Genomic DNA, 21,690 nt, shown 5'->3' on the forward strand with positions numbered 1-21,690 from the left:
TGCGCATATCGAAGGGGCCGGGCGGACGGCGGCGGGCCCCTCGCGCTGTCAGGCCCTCGCCGCGGTCGGGTGTCAGAGTTTTGCCAGCCGCGTCAGCGCATCGCGCAGTGTCTCGTCGCGTTTGGCATAGCAGAAGCGCACCACGCGCTGGTCGAACCCATCGCCATAGAAGGCCGACAGCGGAATCGCCGCCACGCCGATCTCGCGCGTGAGCCACTGGCAGAAGTCGGCCTCCGACAGGTCGCTGACCGACGAGATGTCCACGCACTGGAAGTAGCTGCCCTCGCTGGGCAGCAGTCGCAGGCGGGTGCGTGCCAGGCCTTCGGCGAACAGGTCGCGCTTGCGCTGGTAGAAGGCCGGCAGGTCCAGATAAGGCGCCGCATCGGCCATGTAGTGCGCCAGCGCATGCTGCATCGGCGTGTTCACGGTGAACACGTTGAACTGGTGCACCTTGCGGAACTCGGCCGTCAGGACCGCCGGCGCGGCCACGTAGCCCACCTTCCAGCCGGTGACGTGGTAGGTCTTGCCGAAGCTGCTGACGATCAGGCTGCGCGCGGCCAGGCCCGGGAAGCGGGCCACGCTCTGGTGCAGCGCGCCGTCGTAGACCATGTGCTCGTAGACCTCGTCGCTGATCACGAACACGTCGGTGGGCGCGAGCAGGTCTTCGAGCTGGCGCATCTCCTCGGCGGTCCACACGGTGCCGCTCGGGTTGTGTGGCGTGTTGATCAGGATGGCGCGCGTGCGCGGCGTCAGCGCCGCCGCGATGCGGCCGAAGTCGGGGCGGAAGCTGCCCGGCACCAGCGGCACGCGCACCACCACGCCGCCAGCCAGCTCGATGTTGGGCACGTAGCTGTCGTAGCAGGGCTCCAGCACGATCACCTCGTCGCCCGGCCGCACCAGTGCCAGGATCGCCGTGATGATGGCCTGCGTGGCCCCGGCCGTGACGGTGATCTCGGTGCCGGCGTCGTAGCGGCGGCCGTAGAGCGCCTCGATCTTGGCGGCGATGCGCTCACGCAGCAGCGGCACGCCGGTCATCGGCGGGTACTGGTTGTGGCCGGCGGCCATCGCGGCGGTGACGGCATCCAGCAGCTTCGGGTCGCAGCCGAAGTCCGGGAAGCCCTGGCCCAGGTTGACGGCGCCGTGCTCGGTCGCCAGGGCCGACATCACGGTGAAGATGGTGGTGCCCACGGCGGGCAGCTTGGTGCCCGGCTCGGGCGTGCGGGGTGCAGCGGTCATGTCAGTGAAGGCGCGAAGCGGCGGGTTCAGAGTTCGTAGTCGTCGTAGTGGCCGCTCAGGGCCTTGGCGATCAGGTTGCGGTCCAGCCGGTCCGAGAGCAGTTCGGCAAACTTGAAGACGAAGTTGCGCAGGTAGGCGCCGCGCTTGAAGGCGATGCGGGCGACGTTCTGGCCGATCACCTGGCCCATGGGGCGCACCACCAGGTCCTCGTTGCTGTCGTCGCGCACGGCCATCTCGGCCACGATGCCCACGCCCAGGCCCAGGCGCACATAGGTCTTGATGACGTCGGAGTCGATGGCTTCCAGCGCGATGCGCGGCGACAGCTTCTTCTGCGCAAAGGCATGGTCGATGCGCGTGCGACCCGTGAAGGAAGGGTGGTAGGTGATGATCGGCTCGGCCGCCAGATCCTCCAGGTTCACGCGCTCCTTGGCGGCCAGGGGATGGTCCTTGGGCAGCACCAGCACGTGCTGCCATTCGTAGCAGGGCAGGGTGACCAGGCCGTCGTAATCGTCCAGCGATTCGGTCGCCACGCCGACTTCCGCCACCTCGTCGAGCACCATCTGGGCCACCTGAGCCGGCGAGCCCTGATGCAGGCTGACATTGACCTTGGGATAGGCCTCGCGCAACTTGACCACCGGAACAGGCAGCACGTAGCGCGCCTGGGTGTGCGTGGTGGCGATGGACAGCGTGCCGCTGTCCTGCGCACTGAATTGCTCGCCGATCCGGCGCAGGTTGCCCACCTCGCGCATGATCAGTTCGATGCTGGCGAGCACGTGCTGGCCGGGTTCGGTCACGCGCTTGAGGCGCTTGCCGTGGCGCGCAAAGATCTCCACGCCCAGCTCTTCTTCCAGTTCGATGATGGCCTTGGAGACGCCGGGCTGCGAGGTGTGCAGCGCCTTGGCGGCTTCGGTCAGGTTCAGGTTGCGGCGCACGGCCTCCTGAACGAACTTGAACTGGTGAAGGTTCATAACAAATCCCGATATTTATCGCGATTCATTATGCCTTATCAATCTATCGAGGCGGTTGGACGGCCAGGCGGGCCAGCAGGTCGATGACTGCGGGCTCCTGCCCCACGGTCAGGGCCTTGGTGAAATGCACGCCGGGATGCTGCTGCCGCAATTCCGCCATGAGCAGGGGCAGATCTTCGCGGGCATGGCGCCCCATGCCCAGGAAAAGGGGCACGACGTGGACGCTCTCCACCCCTTCGGCCACGAGTTCCGCGACGGCCGCCGGCAGGTCGGGCGAGACCATTTCCAGGTAGGCACAGCGCACGCGTGCGTCCGGCGCCTGCTCGGACACGCGTCGCGCCACCGCTTCCACCGGTTCGCGCCACTGAGCGTCACGCGAGCCGTGGGCGAAGAGAACGATGCCGCGCGTCGTCATCGCCGCAGCACCAGCCAGCCGAAGGCGCCGAGCGACATCAGCGAATAAAGAAGGCCCGGCGCCGCCGCCGTGGCCCACGGCCACCAGTTGCGCAGGTTGCCGATGTAGCCGAAAACGTTGTTCAGCAGGAAGAAGCTGATGCCGATCATCACGCCGCCGAACACATAGCCAGCGATGCCGCTCTGGCGGAAGTGCAGGTAGGCAAAGGGCAGGGCCAGAACCACCATCACCAGACAGGACAGCGGATAGAAGACCTTGCGCCAGAACTCGATCTTGTAGCGCTGGGTGGCCTGGCCATTGGCGTCCAGGTGGCGCGTGTACTCGAACAGGTCGACCGTGCGCATGCGCTCGGGCTTGAGCAGCGCCACCGCCACCATGTCGGTGGTCAGGCCCGTCTGCCAGGGCATCAGCGCCTGATGGATGTTGATCACCTTGGGCGCGGCAGTGCCGGGACCCGTCTGGAATTCCTGCCGCTGGGCATCCTGGAGCAGCCAGCCGCCGTCGACGATGCGCGCCGTGTTCGCCGTGGTCAGCGAGCGAAGGAAGCCGCGCTCGTCGAACTCGAACACGCGCGGCAGCTTGAGCGTCCCATCGCGGTCGATGGAGACCACGTTCACCGCAAACGAGTGATCGCCGCGGCGCTCCTTCAGCCAGCCGCCCGTCAGACCAGCGGTGGCCAGGTACCCCTGATAGCGCGACTTGAGCAACTGGGCGGCACGGTCGGACAGCGGTGCCACATAGTCGCCCACCGCGAAGGTGAGGACCACGAAGCCCAGCCCGAGCGTGAGCAGCATGCGCAAGGCTCGCCAGGGGCCAAGTCCGCTGGTGCGAAGGATCGTGTATTCGGAACTGCGCGCCAGGTTGGCCATGACGAAGATGCTGCCGATCAGCACCGCGATGGGCAGCAGTTCGTACAGATGGCTCGGCACCAGCAGCGTGACGTAGAGCAGCGCCTGCGGCAGGCCGTAAGGCGCCACGGTGCCCTTGCCCACCGAGGAGAGTTCGTCCACGAAGTCGAAGAAGAAGAACAGGCTCAGGAAGCCGAGCGTGACGAAGGCGATCGACTTGATCGCGTCCACATAGATCAGGCGGCGAAGCGTTCTCATGCGTTCAGGCGGCAGGAATGCGCGGGCTGGGCCGGCGCCAGCTGTGGTGACGCAGTGCGATCCACAGCAGCATGCCGATGAACATGCCGCCATGCAGCACCACCAGGAAACCGGGCAGCGCGAAGCGCCCGTTGCCCACCCAACTCTGTCCCAGGTTCAGCAGGTTGAAATAGATGACGAAGCAGAAGAGGGCAAACAGCAGGTTGCCACTGCGGCCCACGCGCGGGTTGACGTTCGACACCACCAGCGCCAGCAGCACGAAGTTGACCGCGGCCAGCACCATGCCCACGCGCCAGCCCAGTTCACCCTGGTTGACCGGTGTGGGCGCGCCGATCAGGGCCAGCGTGGACATGGACTTGGGCGCGACCTCTTCGCCCGGAAGCGGCCCATCGTTGCCCATGCGGGCGCCGTAGGTGCCGAACTCGCTAATCTTCAGGTCGCTGTTGTCGAAGCTGCGCTCCAGCCGCTGGCCATTGGACAGGACCAGATAGCGGCCGCCCAGGAGCGTCTCGACCTTGCCGCTCTGGGCCGAGGTGACGATCTGCTGGTTGCGCTCCAGGGACGAGATGAAGACGTTGGAGGCCGAAGTGGCGTCCGGCGAATCCTTGTCGATGTAGAACACGCGGTTGCGTGCCGCCGATTCCTGGAACTGGCCCGGCGCCACGCGGTCGAGATCGCCGCGCCGCTCGTACTGGTCACGCATGCCCTGCGTCTGCGAATTGGCCCATGGCCAGCCCACCAGCGACAGCACCGCGATCAGCAGCAGTACGGGCCAAGCGAACCGCAGCAGAGGCGAGATGAAGTCGGCGAGGCCGCGTCCCGCCGAAAACCAGATCACCATCTCGCTGTCGCGGTACATGCGAGAGAGCGTGCCGACGATCGAGATGAACAGGCTCAGGCTGAGGATGGTGGGCATATAGCCCACCACCGTATAGGCCATGACCAGGAAGACCTCGGAAGGGTTGACGCTGCCACGCGAGGCGAGGCCCAGCGTGCGGATCAGGATGATCGTCATCACGATCGCGATCAGCACCACCAGCGTGGCCCCGAAGCTGCGCGACAGCTCCTTGCGCAAAGTGGAATGGAATAACATCGTCCGAGCGAAAAGACGGATTATGGACTTCCAACTCAAGACCCTCGGCCTCGCGCAGGCCGCCGCAGAAAAGGCCGACGCACTCGTCGTCCTCGTGCACGACGACTTCAAGGGCGAGGGCAGCGACGGCGTGTCGCGGCTGCTGGCCCAGGCCCGCAAGGCCGGTGACCTGAAGGGCAAGCCAGGCAAGCTCATCGCGGCCTATGGCGCTGCCGATGTCTTGGCAACGCGGCTCGTGCTGTGTTCTGCCGGTGACCTCTCGGCCGCGGCGGTTCGCAGTGCCGTCGGGGCGGCGATGCAGGCGGTGAAGTCCGCCGCGCCCAAGAAGGTCTCGGTGGTCTTTGCGGGCAAGGTCGACGCGCGCGCCCTGCGTGCGGCCGTGCTGGCCGCAGCCGACGCCACCTATGTCTACACGACGACACAGTCCAAGCCTGAGCCGCGCACCATCCGGCAACTCGTGCTCGGCGTGTCCGACAGCGCCGGACTGCAGGCCGGTTTCGATGTGGCCCGTGCCACGGTGCGGGGCATCGAGTTCGCCAAGGAATGGGCCAACCGTCCAGGCAACCATTCGACGCCGACGATGCTGGCCGAGGCGGCGCAGTCGCTGGCCCGCGGCCCCAAGCTGAAGGTTGAGGTGCTGGGCCCGCGCGAGGTGGCCAAGCTCGGCATGGGCGCCTTCATGGCGGTGGCCCAGGGCTCGGAGCAGCCGCTGCGCTTCGTCGTGCTTCGCTATCAGGGCGCGGCCAAGGACGTGGCCCCGCAGGTGCTGGTCGGCAAGGGCATCACCTTCGACACCGGCGGCGTCTCGCTCAAGCCCGCGGCCGAGATGGACGAGATGAAGTTCGACATGGGCGGCGCGGCGAGCGTGCTCGGCGTGTTCCGTGCGCTGGGCGAGATCCAGCCCGCCATCAACGTGGTCGGTCTGATTCCCAGCTGCGAGAACATGAACGACGGCCGCGCGGTCAAGCCGGGCGACGTGGTCACCAGCATGGATGGCCAGACCATCGAGATCCTCAACACTGACGCCGAAGGCCGGCTGATCCTGTGCGATGCGCTGACCTATGCCAAGCGTTTTGCGCCCAAGGCGGTGATCGACATCGCCACCTTGACGGGCGCCTGCGTGGTGGCGCTGGGCGGTGTACGCAGTGGCCTGTTCTCCAGCGACGATGCCCTGGCGCAAGCCCTGCAGGATGCAGGCGAGAACGCGCACGACCGCTGCTGGCGCATGCCGCTGGACGACGAATATGCCGAAGGCCTGAAGACCCGCTTCGCCGACGTGGCCAACGTGGCCGGCCGCGCAGGCGGTGCCATCACGGCCGCCAAGTTCCTGCAGCGCTTCACCGGCGAGTTCGCCTGGGCGCACCTGGACATCGCCGGCACGGCCTGGAAGAGCGGCGGGGCCAAGGGCGCGACCGGCCGGCCCGTGGGCCTGTTGCTGGACTACCTGCTTGCGCAGACCGCCGTCGGCGCCACGCCTGCGGCACCGCGCAAGCGTGTCCGCAAGACGGCGGCCTCGGCCTGATTTCGTCGCTGACGGCTCTCCCACCGACGTGACCGAGATCGACGTCCACTACAACGCCGCGGACAAGCTGCATCACGCCTGCCGACTGCTGCGCAAGGCCGTGCTCGGTGCGGACGCGCAGGTGGTGGTCCAGGGGCCGGACGAGTTGCTCGACGCGCTGGACGATGCGCTGTGGCGCTTCTCGCCGGCCGACTTCATCGCCCATTGCAAGGCCGACGCACCCGTGCACGTGCGCGGACGCTCCGCGGTACTGCTGGGCCTGGCCGAAGGCGAGTCGCCTGCCCATCGCCAGGTCATGCTCAACCTGGGGCTGCCACTGCCGCAAGGTTTCGAGCGCTTCGATCGCCTGATCGATGTCGTGGGGCTGGACGACGAGGAGCGCTCGGCGGGGCGCAACCGCTGGCGCCACTATTCGGACCGCGGCTATGCCATCACCCGCCATGACGTGGGAGCGCGCGCCGCATGAGTGGAGCGCCTCGCACGCCGCCGCGCTTCGTGCCCACCCTCACGACGGTGGTCGATCTGGAGGTGCCGGCAGTGGCGACCCCGGAGCTGGTGTGGCCAGAGTCGGCTGCAGCGGCGCCCAGGATCGACGTGCCCGCGCCCTTGGCGTCCTCCTCCTCGCATCCCGCGCCTGCGACGCCCCCGCCACCGGCCGTCACGGAACCGGCCGCAGTGACCGCACCAACGCCGCAGCAGCCGTCGCCCTCGATGGTTGCACTGCGTCCGGAAGACGTCTTCGAGATCGAGGAAGAGCTGCTGCACCGGGTGCTCCAGCGCGTCGATCTGCGACTCGAAGAGGCCCTGACCGACGTGGTTTCGCAAGCCGTGCAGCAGCAGCTCGACGCCATGATCCCGGTGCTGCGCCACCGGCTCGAAGACCAGTTGCGGCAGCTCATTTCCCAGGCCCTGGCGCAGGAGCTGTCGGCGGCCGAACCCCGTGTTTCCGCCGGGTCTGGTGCACCATCGTTGGGCTAAACTGAATTTCAGGTCGCAAGGCACGAGGGTGCCGCCGGCCGGTGCGTCGGCCTGGAACTTGCTCCTGCTCGGCGCGCCGGTTGCATCGACCGGTAGACCAACATCAATCCTGTCTTCATCGTTCTGGAGGTTTCTCATGCAATTGAAATGGACCGCGGTCGCTTTGGCTGCACTCTCGGTGGTGGCCTGTGGCAAGAAGGAAGAAGCCGCAGCACCCGCGGCGAGCCCTGCAGCCACTGCGGCAGCGCCCGCGCCTGCTGCACCTCCGGCGGGTGACACGCTGACGGTCAAGATCGGCCATGTGGCGCCCACCAGCGGCGCCATCGCCCACCTCGGCAAGGACAACGAACTCGGCGCCAAGATGGCCATCGAGGACCTCAATGCCCAGGGCGTGAAGATCGGCGACAAGACCGCCAAGTTCGAGCTGCTGGCCGAAGACGATGCCGGCGATCCGAAGCAGGGCACCGCCGTCGCGCAGAAGCTGGTGGACAGTCAGGTCAACGGCGTGGTCGGCCACCTGAATTCGGGCACCACCATTCCCGCCTCCAAGCTCTACAGCGACGCCGGCATCCCCCAGATCTCGCCGTCCGCCACCAACCCCAAGTACACCCGTCAGGGCTTCAAGACCACCTTCCGCGTGGTGGCCGACGACACGCAGCTCGGCGGCACGCTGGGCAAGTACGCTGTCGAAACCCTCAAGGGCAAGAACATCGCAGTGATCGACGACCGCACGGCCTACGGCCAGGGCGTCGCCGACGAGTTCGAAAAGGCCGCCAAGGCCGCGGGCGCCACCATCGTGGGTCGCGAGTTCACGACCGACAAGTCCACCGACTTCAACGCCATCCTGACCAAGCTCAAGGGGGCCAAGCCCGACGTGCTGTTCTTCGGCGGCATGGACGCCGTGGGCGGCCCGATGCTCAAGCAGGTCAAGCAGCTGGGTCTGAACGTCAAGTTCATGGGTGGCGACGGCCTGTGCACGGGCGAGCTGGCCAAGCTGGCGGGTGATGCCATCGGCGAAGAGATGGTGTACTGCGCCGAAGCCGGCGGTGTGGACGGCGACTTCAAGGCGCCGCTGGACGCCTGGAAGGCCAAGTTCAAGGAAAAGAACGGCGTCGACGTGCAGATCTATGCGCCGTATGTCTACGACGCCGTGCAGGTGCTGGCGGCCGCCATGCAGAAGGCCGGCTCGGCCGATCCGGCCAAGTACCTGCCCGAAGTCGGCAAGATCGAATACAAGGGCCTGACCGGCCCCATCGCCTTCGACGAGAAGGGCGACATCAAGAACGGCGCCCTGACGCTCTACACCTACAAGGGTGGCCAGCGCACGCAGATCGCCGTGGTGCGCTGATCGTCGGCGACAACATCGCTGCACGACCCAGGGGCCTTCGGGCCCCTTTTCTTTTTTCCGGCGGTGGCGGGTCGCCGCCTGTCTGGCCGGTCGGCCAGACGCAGATCAATCCAGCTGAAGGTTGATCGAGCGCACGAGCGTGCGCCAGGCCTTGAGGTCGTCGCCGATCACGGTCGCGAACTGCGCGGGACTCGTCTGCGGCAAGTCGTCGAAGTTGAGTTCGCGCAGCCGCCGGACCACCTCGGGGTCGACCAGCGCCTTCTGCACGGCGCCGTTGAGGCGCTCGATGATGGCGGGCGGCGTGCGCGCCGGGGCGAGCAGGCCGTACCAGCTGTAGGTGGTGAAGGGATAGCCGGCCTCGGTCATCGTCGGCACGTCGGGCAGCATGGGCAGCCGCTGGGGCCCGCTGTTGGCCAGCGCACGCACGCGGCCGGCCTTGACCAGTTCGATGGTGGACGAGGTGTCGGCGAAGGCGGCGTCCACCTGCTTGCCTGCGAGGTCCTGCACGCAGGGGCTGCTGCCCTTGTAGGGCACGTGCAGCATGTCGATGCCGGCCTGTTTCTTCAGGCTCTCCATCGCCAGGTGCCCACCGGAGCCCGCACCCCACGAGCAGTAGCTGTACTTGCCCGGATGCGCCTTCACCTCGGCCACGAACTCGCCGAGCGTCCGGGCCGGAAAGTCGGGTCTCACCAGCAGCAAGTTGCCGCCGCGCCCGATCTGGGCGATGGGCGCGAGATCCTTGACTGGGTCATAGGGCAGCTTGCGGTAGAGGCTCGGATTGACGACCACCGAGGCCGCGTAGGCGAAGAGCAGCCGGTAGCCGTCGGGCGCGGCGCGGGCGCCAGCCTCGACGCCGAGCACGCCGTTGGCGCCAGGCTTGTTCTCGACCACGAACGGCTGGCCGAGCTGCTTGCCAAGCGCCTCCGCCATCACGCGGGCGATGGTGTCGGTGCCGCCTGCCGCCGCCGTGGGAACGATCAGCGTCACGGGGCGCTGGGGATAGGTGTCTGCGGCGTGAGCGGGTGCGCAGGCGGCCAGGGTGGCCAGGAAGAGGGCGCCGAAGCGCAGTGAAGCAGGCATGGGTGTCTCCGTCATCCGAATGTTGCGGGGGAAAGGCTGGGCGATCGGGCGCGGTCGGCCGTCAGCGCAGCCCCAGTTGCGCGTGCGTGCCGGCCTCGAGCCGGTCGGCGCTGCTGAGCAGGAGGTTGCGCGACACGTAGCTGCGCACCTGGCCTGCGCGTTCACGCAGCCATGCCGCCTTGAGCTGCCTTGCCTGCGCGATCTCCGGCGCCTCGCCCTGTGCGGTGGCCAGCAGGTCGATCACATGCAGCGCGAGCTGCCATTCGCCACGCGAGGCCAGGCTGCTGGCGTGGGCCAGCACCCCGGCCTTGTCCGTGATGGCCGCACCGATCTCCCGCGCCGCCACGTCGGGCGAGGCGGGGTGCAGGGTGGTGGGGTTGCGGTCCCACCAGCCGTTCTCGGCGCGGTAGACGTCGCGCACCACGTAGCTTGGATCGCCATAGGTGGGCTTGAGCCAGTCGGCACCGAAGACGGCCTCGGGGAAATCGAGCCGCGCGAGGATCTGCGCCTCGTTCAGGCCCTCGTTCATCAGCGCGACTGTCTGCGCCCGCAGCCAGCGCAGGGCATGCGCCGTGTGCAGCAACACCTCGCGGATCGGGGCTTCACCGCGCAGCGTGGGCCCGAATTCGCGCACGGCGACCTCGGGCCGCAGGGTGGCCAGCTGCTCCAGCGTCTGCGCCCAGCGGACTGGGTCGCGCAGCGTGCGCAGGGGCGTGCCCACGTTCGGCATGGAGTCGATGAGGGCCGCGCCGCCATAGAGCACGCGCTGGGCGGGCGCCCAGAGCGCGATGGCGTCGTCCGTCTCCGAGGGCGCCCAGTGCAGTTCGACCCGGCGCTCGCCCTGGCCGATCACCAGCCGATCCTCGAAGGTCTCGTCCGGATCGTGCATGGCGAGGTGGCGTTCGAAGAACGCCGCCGGCCGGCGGAACTGCATTTCCGCCAGCCGGTGCTGAAGGCCGGCCGTCTCGCGATAGCGCGCAAGGCGGCGCGGAACGTTCGCATGCGCGATGAGCCGCGGCCGGGGATCGCCGCGCTGCTCGGCATGGGCCAGCCACTGGTCGATGCCGGCGTTGTAGCCCAGGTGCCCGTGGCTGAAGCACAGGGCATGAAGCGGCGCGTCGCTCAGCGCACGCAGCGCGGCGATCATGCCCGCCGTCACTTTGCCGCCGGGGCCGGCGTCCACCACCACCAGGCCGACGTTGGTCTCGGCGGCGAAGGCATGCCCCTGGCCTCTCAGCAGATGCAGGCCCTCGCCCACGGTGTCGCTGCCTTCGCCGACGATCAGGAAGGGCTTGTCCGCCGGCGCTGCGCGAGTGGGAGGAACGGCGTTCATGCGAGGGCCTCCGGCGCGGCGGTGCCGGCAAGGCTGGGCGAATGGCCGGTCACCTGCAGCGCAGGCGGATGCCAGCGGCCTTCCAGCAGGGCGGGTTGCGGAATGTAGGCCCGCAGGCACAGGTAGAACTCGGCCGCTGGTGCCGGCAGCCAGTTGGCGCGCTCGGCCGGATCGGAAGGTGCGTCATGCGCGATGTGGATCGTGAGGCTGCCATCGGCCGCCCAGTCCAGTCCTTCGCTGCGGTCACCGATGGCGTAGCGGCCGATGGGATTGGCCACCAGCATGTAGTCGCGGGCGTCATACATCGTGATGGACCAGAAGGCGTCGACCGGCGGCGTTGCGCCGGGGCCGAAGTGCAGCGAATAGCGGCGCCGTCCCGTCAGCGCCTCGCCCTGCGCATCCTGCCAGGCCATCGGGTAGTAGGCCTCCGCGCTCTCCAGCATGCCGATGTACTTGAGCGCGACCAGCGCCCGCGAGCGATGGTCGTCGCCGAAGCTGCCCGACACCACCGGCGGCAGCGTCCAGCCTTCGGCGGTGGGCCGGCCGGTCTCGGCGCCGCGCAGCAGGGCCAGCGCCTCGTCGAGCGCAGGGCCGAGGCGGTCCGGTGCCGCGTGGGACGCTGGGGCGCCGGCCGGGTCCAGGCCCAGGGCGGCCAGGGCAGCGAGCCACTGGCCATCCGGGGCAGGTGGCGGGTTGGCGTGGAGCGCAGCGCGTACCTGGTGCGCAAAGTGCGCAGGTGTCGGCGGGGCCGAGGCGTCGCAGTCGGGGTCGAAGGCTTCGGGCCGGGCCGGGCGGCCGGCGATCCAGTCGCTCAGTCGGCGCACCTGCAGTCCATCCTGCACGCCATGGGCGCCGGGCAGGTCGTGCTCCCCGTCGACCAGGATGCGGCCGATCACCCACACCCAGGGCGTGGGGCAGGCCACCCGGCTGCCGGCCGCCTGCAGTTCGGCCGGTAGCGCGCCTTCCCAGCCCGGAGGCGTCAGGACGAAGCGACGCGCACCGTTGCCGGTCAGTCGGGTGCCCAGGTGCGCGAACGGATTCGTGAAGAAGTCCAGCAGCCCCAGGACGTAATAGCGCCCCTGCGTGTCGGGCACCTCGACCACCAGCGGCTCGTCGTCCACATGCAGCCAGGCGGTCGAGTAGAGCGTGTCGTTGTTGGGGGTGACGACCCGGCTGCGGCCCGGTGCGAGCAGGTGGCGGCTGTGCGTGAACACGTTGCACCAGCGTTGGCCGGCGGGCGCCTCGCCATGCGCCGCCACGCGCCTGGGCGAGGTGGCGGCGCGCATGCGGCGCATCTCGTAGAGCGGGTAGGCATAGACGACGGCGTCCCGGTCCAGGTGGGCGGTGGTCGTGCTCATGCGCCGGCTCCCATCGGCTGCAGCGCCGGGATGCGCCACTGGCGTGCGTCGCCGCGCGGGTGGTACAGGCGCAGGATCAGGTAGAAGCGCCCCGCCGGGGTGGGCAGCCAGTTGGCGCCCTCCTCAGGCTGCGCGTGGCTGAACACGATGCGCAGGCTGCCGTCCTGATCGCGCACGAGTCCCGGCGTTCGATCGCCGATGGCATGGCGGCCGATGGCATTGGGATAGAGGAAGCGGTCGGCGTCGTAGAGCGTGACCGACCAGAAGGCGTCGGCGGGCGGCAGCGCATCGGCCTCGAAGCGAAGCGTGTAGCGGCGGCTGCCGTCCAGCAGTTGGCCCTCGGCATCGAAGTGGCCTGCGGCGTAGAGCGCCTCGGTGGTGGCCAGTGCGCCCAGGCCGATGTAGGCCGTCAGGGCGCGGGTGAGGTAGTCGTGGCCGTAGCGGCCGGCCCGGCCGGCCAGCACCCAGGGCTTGCGCCGCCGACTGCGTGCCGCTTCGGCGACTAGGCGGCTTGCCTCGGTCAGGCCTTGCAGCAGGCCCTCGCGCGTCGGGGCGTCCAGCGTCTGCCAGTCGAAGCCCGCGCCGGGCCGAAGGCCGGCCTGGCCGAGCCAGGCGACCAGACCCTGGTCTTCCGGCCGGCCCGGCGCATCGGCCAGCGCGCGGCAGAGGTTGCCGAAGAAGCGCCGCGCCACGTCCTCGGCCGGTACGCCGGCCTGCATGTCGGCCATGGCATCGACCGGTTCGCCTTCCCAGGCTTCCACGCAGGCCGGGGCTCGCGAGGGAGCCGTCCCTTCGGCGGGGGCGAGTCGGATGCCCGCCTGCAGCGCGCGGGCGACGGGCAGATCGGCTTCGTCGCCCACCAGGATGCGGCTGATCAGCCAGACCAGGATGGTGGGGCATGCCACCTGGCGCAGATGCGCGAGCGCGGCCGGCGCCGACTGGCCCGGGCCGAGCAGCAACACCTGTTCGCCCTGGGCCTGGCAGTTGCGGGGGCCCAGGTTCTCGAAGTTCTCGGTGTAGGCGTCATAGAGCGCCAGCACGAAGTAGCGTCCTGGGTGCTCGGCCGCGGGCGGCACGGTCAGCACGCAAGGCCCGTCGCCGAGGTGGATCCATGCGGTCGTGTAGAGCAGGTCGTTGGCTGGCGTGACGATGTCGCGGTCCTGGTCCGTGGAGGGCCGGGTGATGGCATGCGGCGCGTTGATGGGGGCGCGGTGCGCGGGGCTGGCTCGGCCCGTCTGCAGTCGGCAGGTGCGCACCGACTCGATCAGGGGATAGCCATACACGAAGCCGGCCAGGCCCACGGAGCGGGCAAGGTCGCGGCGGCCGGCGTCCAGGCCGGTGAAGGTGTCGGAAGAGGTCATGGTGTTTGAAGCTCGAAGAACGGGGGGCGGGCCGTCAGACCCGCGCGCCGCGGGTTTGCGGAGCGTCTGGGGCCGACGGGTAGGGAAGTTCGGGCAGGGCCTCACCGGCCAGGGCGCGCCCGACCACGAGCGCGTCCACCGCGACGCAGCCGCCCTCGGTGCGGGAGCGCGCGATCAGCGGATTGATCTCGGCGCTTTCCAGCGAATCGCCCGCCCGCAGGGCCAGGTCGGCCAGGGCGCACAGCGTGTCGACCAGGCTGTCGAGGTCGGCCGGGGGCCGACCGCGCGCGCCGTCGAGCACGGCAAACGCGCGCAGTTCGCGCACCATGGCCAGCGCTTCCGCGCGGTCCACGGGCAGCACCCGCACAGCCACATCGCGCAGCACCTCGGCATGGATGCCGCCGAGCCCCACCAGCAGCACCGGCCCGAACACCGGGTCCTGCCGCACGCCGGCGATGAATTCGGTGCCGCCTTGCACCATGCGCGCCACCAGGGCACCTTCGCGCTTCGCGTCGGGGCGGCGCTGCGCCACGCGCGCCTGCAGGTCGCGGTAGGCCTGTCGGACGTCGTCGGCGCCCTGCAGCCCGAGCATCACACCGCCTGCCTCGGTCTTGTGCGGAAGGTCGGCGCTGACCACCTTGAGGGCCACGGCGCCGCCCAGCGTCAGCGCTGCGTCCGCCGCCTCGGCAGCGTCCCGCGCCCAGCGATGCGGCACGACCGGCACGCCGCATTCGGCCAGCAGGGCCAGGGCCGCCGGCTCGCTCATGGCGCCTGGCGGCAGCCGCAGCGCCGCGCCGCGCGCGGGCGGCTGGGTCACGGTGCGCGGGGACTGGGCTGCCAGGCGGGCGATGGTGCACACGCCGTCGGACGGGTCGGCGAAGACCAGGCAGCGCATGGCTTCCAGCTCGGCGCGCCGCGCGGCCGGCAGCAGCGTGCTGATTGCCAGCAGGGTGTCGGGGAAGGCCTCGCGCAGCGAGGCGACGAGCGAACGCAGCACCGGCCAGAAGGCCTCGGACGCGCCCGCCGCCGCCAGGAAGCCCATCCACGAGGCGAAGCCCTGGTCCTGCAGCATCAGGCGCGCGCTGCGTTCCATCAGGCTGAGGTCGTTGGTCACCTGGCCCGTGATGTCCACGGGATTGCGCGGCGCCGCGAAGGGCACCCATTCGCGCAGCGTTGCCTGGGCCTGCAGGCTCAGGGGCCGCACGTCCAGCCCCAGGGCGTCGGCCGCATCCGCCATCAGCGCGCCCACGCCGCCCGACAGGGTGAACAGGCCCAGACTGCGGTCGCGGGGCCGGCCCGCCACGGCGGCGCTGTGGGCCAGGTCGAAGAATTCGGTGAGGGTGTGGGCGCGCATCACGCCATGGCGGCGCATCACGGCCTCGTACACCGCGTCGTCGCCGGCCAGCGCGGCCGTGTGCGAAGCCGCGGCCTCCGCGCCCAGCGCCGTCTGGCCGACCTTGACCATCACCACCGGCTTGCCCGCCGCCTGGGCCAGGGCCAGCGCCTCGCGCAGCCGCTCCCCGTCGCGGCAGCCTTCCATGTAACCCATGATCACGTCGGTGCCCGGATCGCGGGCCAGCCAGGCCAGGCAGTCGGCGAACTGCACGTCGGCCTCGTTTCCCGTGGTGGCCCACAGCGACAGGCCCACGCCGCGCTCGCGGGCCATGGCATAGGCATAGGCGCCGAACGCGCCGGACTGACTCACCAACCCGATGCGCCCCGGCGCCACCCGGCCCACACCCGGCGCCGGCGAGAAGGTGGCATAGACCTGCGTGCGCAGGTTCATGAAGCCCAGGCAGTTCGGGCCGATGAGGCGGATCCCCGCCTCGCGCACGCGCTGGCCGAGCCGCTGCTGCGCGGCGACGCCGTCGCCGCCGATCTCGGCATAGCCCGACGAGAAGAGCACCAGCCCGCGCACGCCGGCGGCGATGGCGTCCTCCACGGCCTCCTCGACGCGGGCGGCGGGCACTGCGAGGATCGCCAAGTCCACCGGCGCACCGATCGCGCGCAGGCTCGCATGGGCGGGCAGGCCCTGGACCTGATCGGTGGTGGGATTGACGGCGTAGAGCCGGCCTTCGTAGCCGAAGCGACGGAGGTAGTCGACCGGGATGCCGCCGATCTTCTGAGGGTTGGCCGAGGCGCCGACCACGGCGATCGACTGCGGATCGAACAGGGCCGAGAGGCTGGCGAGCCCCTGGTCCAGGGTGTTGGAGGCGTTCATGGTCGCTGCGCTCAGAAGTTGTGGCGGATGCCCGCGGCCAGCACGCGGACGGCGTCGCCGCTGTTGTTCGCCACCGTGACGCCGGCCAGCGACGCCGAGGCATCGGCACGGTTGCCCAGGCCCAGCCACCGCGCATACAGGGCGGTGCGTTTGCTGAGGTTGTGGTCGTAGCCCAGCGTCCAGCCCAGCTGGCGCCGCGCGCTGCCGTCCACCCGGCGGTCCACCGCCTCGACCATGACCTGCGATACGGCATTGAAGCTGTAGCGCGCGCCCAGGCTGGTCAGCCTCGCAGCCGGCGTGCTCCCCAGACTGGAGCGCACGCGCACATGGTTGGCATACAGGTCGAGCGCGTCGAGCTTGTAGGTGGCGCTCAGGCCCTGGTAGGTGGTGCGTGCCGGATCGGCCAGGGGCGCGGCGGCGCTGCCGCCGTGGGCGCGCTGGAAGGCGTAGGCCAGGGTGAGGCGCTCTCCGCTCCAGCCGGCCGCGGCGCCTTCGAACTGGCCGCTGCGCTTGCTGGCCGTGGCGGCCTCGCCGAAGCCGAAGCCCACGTCGGCCCAGAAGCCGGCGCCGGGCGGCGTGCGGTAGCGCACCATGTTGCTGGCCCGTGCGGCAAAGGCCTGCGCTCCAGGCTGGGCGTCGGTGGCAGCGACCAGGTTGAGCGGCGAGAACACCGAGTTCAGGCCGAAAGGGTCGGCCCGGAACAGCGTGTAGAACATCGGCGTGTACATGCGGCCCAGGTCCACCTGGCCCCACGGCCCGGCCAGACTGACGAAGGACTGGCGGGTGAAGCTCAGGTCCGGGCCGGGCAGGTTGCCCAGACCCGTATCGGGCGAGACGCCACTTTCGAGCACGAAGCCGGCGCGCAACCCGCCACCCAGGTCTTCGGTGCCGCGAAAGCCCACCCGCGAAGCGGTGTGGCCGCCGTCCTGCAGCCGCGTCCACGAGCTGCTGCCACTGCGGGCATGGGCCACGTACAGGTCCACCGTGCCGTACACCGTCACGCCTTGCGCCCATGCGGCAGCGCTCGCCGCCAGCCCCAGGCCGGCCGCCAGGAAAGTCTTCATGCTTGCTTGTCTCCGTGGGCCACTCGGCCCTTGTCGTGGTTTGAACGGGTTCCACGATAGGCAGCCCAAAGCCCAAAATCTGTCAATCGACCGACACAAATACGGAGATCACCCCCTGGCGAACCCCAACCCAGCGACCAGCCGGCCGGCCTCGCATGCGGCGCTCATCGAGCGCGGGCTGCGCTGGTGCGAGCTGTTCTCGACCTGGCCAGTGCACTGCCTGCAGCGGCTGGTGCCCGCGATCCGCCTGCAGCGCTACCGGCGCGGAGCGCAGGTGCTCGGCCACGAAAGTGCGCGCCGTGAACTGCTGGTGGTCGTCTCGGGCAGCCTGGAGGTGGCGGCAGTCAACGAGGCGGGGCGGCGCTACGTCAACTCACTGCTGGGGCCGCGGCACGTGGTGCCCCTGGTGCGGCTGCTCGACGACATCCCGCTGAGCTACGGCTATGACGCGCATGAGGATTCGGTGGTGCTGCACATTCCGGCGGACGCCGTGATCGAGGTGCTGGATGCCGAGCCCGGCCTCTGGCGCGAGGTGGCGCGGCTGGCGCTTTATCGGCAACGGCTGAGCGTGGGCTCGCTGCGGGCGCAGATGGTGGGCTCGATCCAGCGCCGGCTGGCGGCCACCCTGTTGAACATGGAGATGGGCTATCACCTGTCGGGGCAGCCGGCGCGCGAGGGCCTGCTGCAGGTCTCGCAGGCCGACCTGGCGGCCATGCTGGGCCTGTCGCGGCAGACCATCAACAAGGAACTCGCCCGGCTGCGGGCGCTGGGGCTGGTGGACTACGGTGGGGGCTACAAGCGGCTGCGCATCGTCGACCTGCCGGCGCTGGAGCGCCTGGTGGAGAGCTGAGCGCCGCGTGGCGCCGTGCGCTCAGCGGGCGTGTTCGTACACGTAGAGGCCGACGTCGATCCGCCCCTCACGGAAGCCCGCCTCGCAATAGGCGAGGTAGTACTCCCACAGCCGGTGGAAGCGCTCGTCGAAGCCCAGCGGCTGGATCGCCGGCCATTGCGCCATGAATCGCCGGCGCCACTCGGCCAGCGTCAGCGCATAGCCGTGGCCGAAGCGCTGCACCTCGGCCAACTTCAGGCCCACCCGCTCACCCTGCTCGCGCATGAGGGTGGGCGTGAGCAGCATTCCGCCGGGGAAGATGAAGCGCTGGATGAAGTCGGCGCCCGCGCGGTAGCGCGCGAAGGCCGCCTCGTCGATGGTGATGGCCTGGATCACGACGCGGCCGCCGGCGGCCAGGCGGTCCTTCAGCGTCTGGAAATAGGTGGGCCACCAGGCCTCGCCCACGGCCTCGATCATCTCGATGGAGACGATGCGATCGAACTGGCCCTGCACGTCGCGGTAGTCCTGCAGCCGCAGGTCGACACGCTCGTGGAGGCCGGCCCGGGCCGCACGGTCCTGCGCACAGCGCAGCTGTTCCGTCGAAAGGGTGAGGCCCGTGACGTGTGCGCCGGCCTGGGCGATCTGGCGAGCCAGTCCGCCCCAGCCGCAACCGATCTCCAGCACCGAGCGGTCCGCGGACACGTCCAGCAGTTCGACGATGCGGCTCAGCTTGCGGGCCTGTGCGGCCTCCAGCGTCTCGTGGTCGTGCGTGTAGATGGCGCTGGAGTACTGCAGGCCCGGGTCGAGCCAGCGTTCGTAGAAGGCGTTGCCCAGGTCGTAGTGGAAGGCGATGTTGTCGCGGCTGCCGGTGCGGCTGTTGTCGCGCCGCAGGTGCGCCAGCCGGGCAAGCCAGCGGGCGGGCCGCATGCCGTCGATGGCGCCCTGCCACGCGGCCTCGTTGGCCGCGCCCAGCTCCAGCACGGCGAGCAGGTCGGGCGTGGACCAGTCGCCGTCGCGGTAGGCGATCGCCAGGCCCAGGTCGCCCTGCGCGAGCAGCCGCAGCAGCGGCCGCCAGCGGTGCAGCCGGATCAGTGCCTGCGGGCCGGGCAGGGTGCCGCGTGCCTCCAGCCGTTCCCCGTGCGGGAGCTGAACGATCAGGTGGCCCGCCTTCAGCTGATTCAGCAGCGGGCGGATGCAGCGCCGGGCCAGCAGGGCGGCCAGCAGGCCTGGGCGCCGTGATTCGGGTGGCGGTGTCAGGTCGCAGGAAGGATCGAGCGGAGCGGTCATGGCAGGGGACGCAGGGTGGCGGGCGTGTCGGGCGGCAGGGTCGAGGGCGCTGCGGGCGACACGGTAACCGGATTCCGGGGCGGCGCCGGCCGCGCGACCAGGCCGATGCCCTTGCGCCACAGTTGCAGTGCCTCCCAGTGGATCGCGCCGATCACCTTCAGCGTGAGCAGTGGATGACTGAAGAAGGCCTTGAGCAGCGCGCCGTCGGTCAGCGGGCGGGCCTGCGCGTCCAGGCGCGCAACCAGGAGCGGGCCCTGGGCATCGACCGCATCCACCCCCACTTCCAGGGGGCTGCCGGACGCGGCGCCTTCGGCGGGCGGGCGGATGCGGAAGCGGTAATGCATGTCCAGCCCCAGGAAGGGCGAGACATAGAGCTGCTTGTCGCAGCGCTGTTCGATGATGCCGTCGTGCCCCGCCGGGACCGGCAGGAGATAGCTGTGGCGCTGGCCGAAGGTGTTGTTGACCTCGTACAGGATCGCCTGCAGGCCACCGGCCGGCGCATCGCAGAAATACACGCTCAGCGGATTGAAGGCATAGCCCAGGATGCGCGGCATGGTCAGCAGCCGGATCCGCCCACCCAGGGGCAGGCCGGCCGCCTGCAGCTGGGCCTCGACGTGTGCGCGCGGACCCTCGGCATGGCCGGCGCCATAGTCCTTCCACTGCAGGCTGAAGAGGTTGAAGCGGCCGAGCGAGAAAAGCCGGCTCGCCGCCGCCAGGGCATCCACGCGGTCGATGTCCAGCAGCACCGAATAGACCCGGTAGCGCAGGCGGTGCCGCCGGGGCCGCATGCGCTGGTGCATGACTTCGCCCAGATAGAGGGCCTGACCGTCGCCCTGTGCCCCGGCTCCCCGGTCGTCGGTGCGGTGTGAGGAAAGGGCCTTCGATGGCGACCGTGTGGCGTCGTCGTGCAGCGCGCGTACGGTCTGGGCCATGGCCGGGCGTCCGCTCATGCCGCCACCGTGGCCGTCACTGGGCCCAGGTGGATGCGCCCCGACTCGTTGGCCACCTGCCAGGGGCGCCTGACGCCGCCGAGCGCCTCCGCCACCGCCAGACCGGACTGCAGGCCATCCTCGTGGAAGCCCGAGCCGAAGTACGCGCCGCAGTACCACACACGCTGCCGGCCCTGGATCGACCACAGCGAGCGCTGCGCCTCGATGGCGTGCGTGTCGAACAGCGGATGTTCGTAGACCTGCGTGCGGATCAGGTGGTCGCCATGGGGTTCGACGATGGGGTTGAGCGTGACGAACAGCGGTGTCTTGTCGTCGATGCCCTGCAGCCGGTTCATCCAGTAGGTCACGCAGGGTGCGCCATCGGGCTGCCGCCGGTCCGACAGGTAGTTCCAGCTCGACCATACGGCGCGGCGGCGCGGCATGAGCGCCGGATCGCTGTGCAGCACCGTGTGGTTGCGCGAATAGCGGAAGGCGCTCAGGAGGCGGCGCTCGTCCTCGCTCGGATCCTGCAGCATGCCGAGCGCCTGGTCGGCATGGGCCCCCACCACGACCGCATCGAAGCGCTCGGGCCACCAGCCGGCGGCCGTGCGCACCCAGGCGCCTTCGTCGTCGCGCCGGAGTTCGACGACCGGCTGGTCGAGGTGAAGGCGCTCGCGGAAGCCCGCCGTGAGTCGTTGCACGTAGGCGCGGCTGCCGCCCTTGACCGTGCGCCAGACCGGCCGGCCGTTGACCTGCAGCAGATGGTGGTTCTCGCAGAAGCGGATGAAGGCTTCGGTCGGGTAGCGACCGACCTGTCCGGCGGGCGTGGACCAGATGGCGGCTGCCATGGGGTAGAGATGATCTTCGCGAAAGGCTTGCCCGTAGCCATGGGCGTCGAGGAAATCCTCCAGCGGCTGCAGGCCGGCGGTTGCGGCCAGGGCCGGTGCCTCGCGGTAGAAGCGCATCAGGTCGCGCAGCATGGCCCAGAACCGGGGCCGCAGCAGATTGCGCGGCTGTGCGAACAGGCCCCGCAGGTCGGTGCCTGCGTATTCCAAAGCCCCCCTGTCCTGGCTCACCGCGAAGGACATGTCGGAGGCCACGGTGGGCACCTCGAGGTGGGCAAAGAGGGCGGTGAGGTTGGGATACGACGGCTCGTTGTAGACGATGAAGCCTGTGTCCACCGGCACATGGCCACCGCCCGCCGCTGGCGCATCGACCGTGTGGCTGTGTCCGCCGGGCCGCGGCTCGCTTTCGAAGACCGTCACCCGGTGGCGCTGGTTCAGCAGCCAGGCCGCCGAGAGGCCGGCGATGCCGCCGCCCACCACCGCGATGTTCATCGGCTCAGCGCCGGCCTCGACTCCGGCGGGCGGCATGCCGGGGGCGACAGGGAGGGTCAGGCTCATCGGGACTCCAGGGTGCATGTCGCCTATACGGCCTGCTGCGGTGTTTGGATTCGTGCCGTCCTACAACGGATGAGGCCGATGGCGTGATCCAATCCGCTGCCGGTTGCGTAAAGGCCTACATCATGGAAGCCCGGTACCAGCCGTCGAACGTCCCACCGC

At 69.8% G+C, this 21,690-nt stretch carries 19 protein-coding genes; 5 read left to right on the forward strand and 14 right to left on the reverse strand.

Annotation, left to right across the window (positions count from 1 at the left end):
- Positions 1 to 72: 72 nt before the first annotated feature.
- Genes BXA03_RS17020 through lptF form a run of 5 tightly spaced genes read right to left on the reverse strand, consistent with a single transcriptional unit; the run spans position 73 to position 4,818 of the window.
- Positions 73 to 1,236, reverse strand: coding sequence for a pyridoxal phosphate-dependent aminotransferase (locus BXA03_RS17020; RefSeq protein WP_076510013.1), 1,164 nt, complete (start codon positions 1,234 to 1,236; stop codon positions 73 to 75).
- Positions 1,237 to 1,262: 26 nt separating this feature from the next.
- Positions 1,263 to 2,204, reverse strand: a complete 942-nt coding sequence (locus tag BXA03_RS17025) for a CysB family HTH-type transcriptional regulator (protein WP_076510015.1) — start codon at positions 2,202 to 2,204, stop codon at positions 1,263 to 1,265.
- Between the two features lie 43 nt (positions 2,205 to 2,247).
- A complete protein-coding gene (locus BXA03_RS17030; RefSeq protein WP_076510018.1) occupies positions 2,248 to 2,619 on the reverse strand; it encodes a sirohydrochlorin chelatase in 372 nt (123 codons plus the stop codon).
- Positions 2,616 to 3,725, reverse strand: coding sequence for an LPS export ABC transporter permease LptG (lptG, locus tag BXA03_RS17035; protein WP_076510020.1), 1,110 nt, complete (start codon positions 3,723 to 3,725; stop codon positions 2,616 to 2,618). Before lptG ends, BXA03_RS17030 begins: the two co-directional genes overlap by 4 nt.
- A 4-nt stretch (positions 3,726 to 3,729) precedes the next feature.
- The gene (lptF, locus tag BXA03_RS17040; RefSeq protein ID WP_076510022.1) at positions 3,730 to 4,818 is read right to left on the reverse strand and encodes an LPS export ABC transporter permease LptF; all 1,089 of its coding nucleotides are present in this window, start codon (positions 4,816 to 4,818) and stop codon (positions 3,730 to 3,732) included.
- Between the two features lie 22 nt (positions 4,819 to 4,840).
- On the opposite strand from lptF, the gene BXA03_RS17045 reads away from it, so the two are divergent.
- The 4 genes from BXA03_RS17045 to BXA03_RS17060 all read left to right on the forward strand — a co-directional run bounded on the left by BXA03_RS17045 (position 4,841) and on the right by BXA03_RS17060 (position 8,666).
- Positions 4,841 to 6,340 (forward strand): leucyl aminopeptidase, encoded by a 1,500-nt coding sequence (locus BXA03_RS17045; RefSeq protein WP_076510024.1) that lies wholly within the window; start codon positions 4,841 to 4,843, stop codon positions 6,338 to 6,340.
- A 28-nt stretch (positions 6,341 to 6,368) separates the two neighbouring features.
- Positions 6,369 to 6,806, forward strand: coding sequence for a DNA polymerase III subunit chi (locus BXA03_RS17050; protein ID WP_076510026.1), 438 nt, complete (start codon positions 6,369 to 6,371; stop codon positions 6,804 to 6,806).
- Positions 6,803 to 7,318 carry a hypothetical protein gene (locus tag BXA03_RS17055; protein ID WP_076510028.1) on the forward strand — a complete coding sequence of 172 codons (516 nt, stop codon included), beginning with the start codon at positions 6,803 to 6,805 and terminating at the stop codon, positions 7,316 to 7,318. Before BXA03_RS17050 ends, BXA03_RS17055 begins: the two co-directional genes overlap by 4 nt.
- Positions 7,319 to 7,454: 136 nt before the next feature.
- Positions 7,455 to 8,666, forward strand: a complete 1,212-nt coding sequence (locus BXA03_RS17060; protein ID WP_076510031.1) for a branched-chain amino acid ABC transporter substrate-binding protein — start codon at positions 7,455 to 7,457, stop codon at positions 8,664 to 8,666.
- A 105-nt stretch (positions 8,667 to 8,771) separates the two neighbouring features.
- Here the strand turns inward: BXA03_RS17060 and BXA03_RS17065 are convergent, their stop codons facing one another.
- From BXA03_RS17065 to BXA03_RS17090, 6 genes are all read right to left on the reverse strand, one after another.
- A complete protein-coding gene (locus tag BXA03_RS17065) occupies positions 8,772 to 9,746 on the reverse strand; it encodes a Bug family tripartite tricarboxylate transporter substrate binding protein (protein WP_076510033.1) in 975 nt (324 codons plus the stop codon).
- 61 nt (positions 9,747 to 9,807) lie between these two features.
- On the reverse strand, positions 9,808 to 11,079 hold the full coding sequence (locus BXA03_RS17070) for an alkyl sulfatase dimerization domain-containing protein (protein WP_076510035.1): 1,272 nt from the start codon (positions 11,077 to 11,079) through the stop codon (positions 9,808 to 9,810).
- Complete coding sequence (locus BXA03_RS17075) at positions 11,076 to 12,437, reverse strand: DUF1254 domain-containing protein (protein WP_076510037.1); 1,362 nt, start codon at positions 12,435 to 12,437, stop codon at positions 11,076 to 11,078. The genes BXA03_RS17070 and BXA03_RS17075 overlap by 4 nt, the downstream gene beginning before the upstream one ends.
- Positions 12,434 to 13,798 (reverse strand): DUF1254 domain-containing protein, encoded by a 1,365-nt coding sequence (locus tag BXA03_RS17080; RefSeq protein ID WP_076510038.1) that lies wholly within the window; start codon positions 13,796 to 13,798, stop codon positions 12,434 to 12,436. The genes BXA03_RS17075 and BXA03_RS17080 overlap by 4 nt, the downstream gene beginning before the upstream one ends.
- Positions 13,799 to 13,832: 34 nt before the next feature.
- Complete coding sequence (locus BXA03_RS17085; protein ID WP_083716140.1) at positions 13,833 to 16,019, reverse strand: acetate--CoA ligase family protein; 2,187 nt, start codon at positions 16,017 to 16,019, stop codon at positions 13,833 to 13,835.
- 11 nt (positions 16,020 to 16,030) lie between these two features.
- Complete coding sequence (locus BXA03_RS17090; RefSeq protein WP_076510040.1) at positions 16,031 to 17,083, reverse strand: porin; 1,053 nt, start codon at positions 17,081 to 17,083, stop codon at positions 16,031 to 16,033.
- A 232-nt stretch (positions 17,084 to 17,315) separates the two neighbouring features.
- Here BXA03_RS17090 and BXA03_RS17095 point away from each other — a divergent pair, with 232 nt between their 5' ends.
- Positions 17,316 to 17,933 carry a Crp/Fnr family transcriptional regulator gene (locus tag BXA03_RS17095; RefSeq protein ID WP_234983721.1) on the forward strand — a complete coding sequence of 206 codons (618 nt, stop codon included), beginning with the start codon at positions 17,316 to 17,318 and terminating at the stop codon, positions 17,931 to 17,933.
- Between the two features lie 21 nt (positions 17,934 to 17,954).
- Here BXA03_RS17095 and BXA03_RS17100 read toward each other — a convergent pair whose 3' ends face one another.
- From BXA03_RS17100 to BXA03_RS17110, 3 genes are read right to left on the reverse strand one after another with little or no spacing between them, the layout of a single operon-like run.
- Positions 17,955 to 19,199, reverse strand: a complete 1,245-nt coding sequence (locus BXA03_RS17100; protein ID WP_083716141.1) for an SAM-dependent methyltransferase — start codon at positions 19,197 to 19,199, stop codon at positions 17,955 to 17,957.
- Entirely contained in the window at positions 19,196 to 20,149 is a 954-nt protein-coding gene (locus BXA03_RS17105; protein ID WP_234983722.1) for a DUF1365 domain-containing protein, read from the reverse strand. The genes BXA03_RS17100 and BXA03_RS17105 overlap by 4 nt, the downstream gene beginning before the upstream one ends.
- Positions 20,146 to 21,531: an NAD(P)/FAD-dependent oxidoreductase gene (locus BXA03_RS17110; RefSeq protein ID WP_083716143.1), complete on the reverse strand. Its 1,386-nt coding sequence runs from the start codon at positions 21,529 to 21,531 to the stop codon at positions 20,146 to 20,148. The genes BXA03_RS17105 and BXA03_RS17110 overlap by 4 nt, the downstream gene beginning before the upstream one ends.
- Positions 21,532 to 21,690: the final 159 nt, after the last annotated feature.

The organism is Pseudacidovorax sp. RU35E (genome assembly GCF_900156165.1).
GTDB lineage: Bacteria > Pseudomonadota > Gammaproteobacteria > Burkholderiales > Burkholderiaceae_C > Xenophilus.

Excerpts from the sequence above, each read along its gene's own strand:
- BXA03_RS17045 (WP_076510024.1), top strand. The coding sequence starts at position 4,841 with ATGGACTTCCAACTCAAGACCCTCGGCCTCGCGCAGGCCGCCGCAGAA.
- BXA03_RS17080 (WP_076510038.1), bottom strand. The coding sequence starts at position 13,798 with ATGACCTCTTCCGACACCTTCACCGGCCTGGACGCCGGCCGCCGCGAC.
- BXA03_RS17075 (WP_076510037.1), bottom strand. The coding sequence starts at position 12,437 with ATGAGCACGACCACCGCCCACCTGGACCGGGACGCCGTCGTCTATGCC.
- BXA03_RS17020 (WP_076510013.1), bottom strand. The coding sequence starts at position 1,236 with ATGACCGCTGCACCCCGCACGCCCGAGCCGGGCACCAAGCTGCCCGCC.
- BXA03_RS17065 (WP_076510033.1), bottom strand. The coding sequence starts at position 9,746 with ATGCCTGCTTCACTGCGCTTCGGCGCCCTCTTCCTGGCCACCCTGGCC.
- BXA03_RS17060 (WP_076510031.1), top strand. The coding sequence starts at position 7,455 with ATGCAATTGAAATGGACCGCGGTCGCTTTGGCTGCACTCTCGGTGGTG.
- BXA03_RS17070 (WP_076510035.1), bottom strand. The coding sequence starts at position 11,079 with ATGAACGCCGTTCCTCCCACTCGCGCAGCGCCGGCGGACAAGCCCTTC.
- BXA03_RS17025 (WP_076510015.1), bottom strand. The coding sequence starts at position 2,204 with ATGAACCTTCACCAGTTCAAGTTCGTTCAGGAGGCCGTGCGCCGCAAC.
- BXA03_RS17030 (WP_076510018.1), bottom strand. The coding sequence starts at position 2,619 with ATGACGACGCGCGGCATCGTTCTCTTCGCCCACGGCTCGCGTGACGCT.
- lptF (WP_076510022.1), bottom strand. The coding sequence starts at position 4,818 with ATGTTATTCCATTCCACTTTGCGCAAGGAGCTGTCGCGCAGCTTCGGG.
- BXA03_RS17100 (WP_083716141.1), bottom strand. The coding sequence starts at position 19,199 with ATGACCGCTCCGCTCGATCCTTCCTGCGACCTGACACCGCCACCCGAA.
- BXA03_RS17105 (WP_234983722.1), bottom strand. The coding sequence starts at position 20,149 with ATGAGCGGACGCCCGGCCATGGCCCAGACCGTACGCGCGCTGCACGAC.
- lptG (WP_076510020.1), bottom strand. The coding sequence starts at position 3,725 with ATGAGAACGCTTCGCCGCCTGATCTATGTGGACGCGATCAAGTCGATC.
- BXA03_RS17055 (WP_076510028.1), top strand. The coding sequence starts at position 6,803 with ATGAGTGGAGCGCCTCGCACGCCGCCGCGCTTCGTGCCCACCCTCACG.
- BXA03_RS17090 (WP_076510040.1), bottom strand. The coding sequence starts at position 17,083 with ATGAAGACTTTCCTGGCGGCCGGCCTGGGGCTGGCGGCGAGCGCTGCC.
- BXA03_RS17110 (WP_083716143.1), bottom strand. The coding sequence starts at position 21,531 with ATGAGCCTGACCCTCCCTGTCGCCCCCGGCATGCCGCCCGCCGGAGTC.
- BXA03_RS17085 (WP_083716140.1), bottom strand. The coding sequence starts at position 16,019 with ATGAACGCCTCCAACACCCTGGACCAGGGGCTCGCCAGCCTCTCGGCC.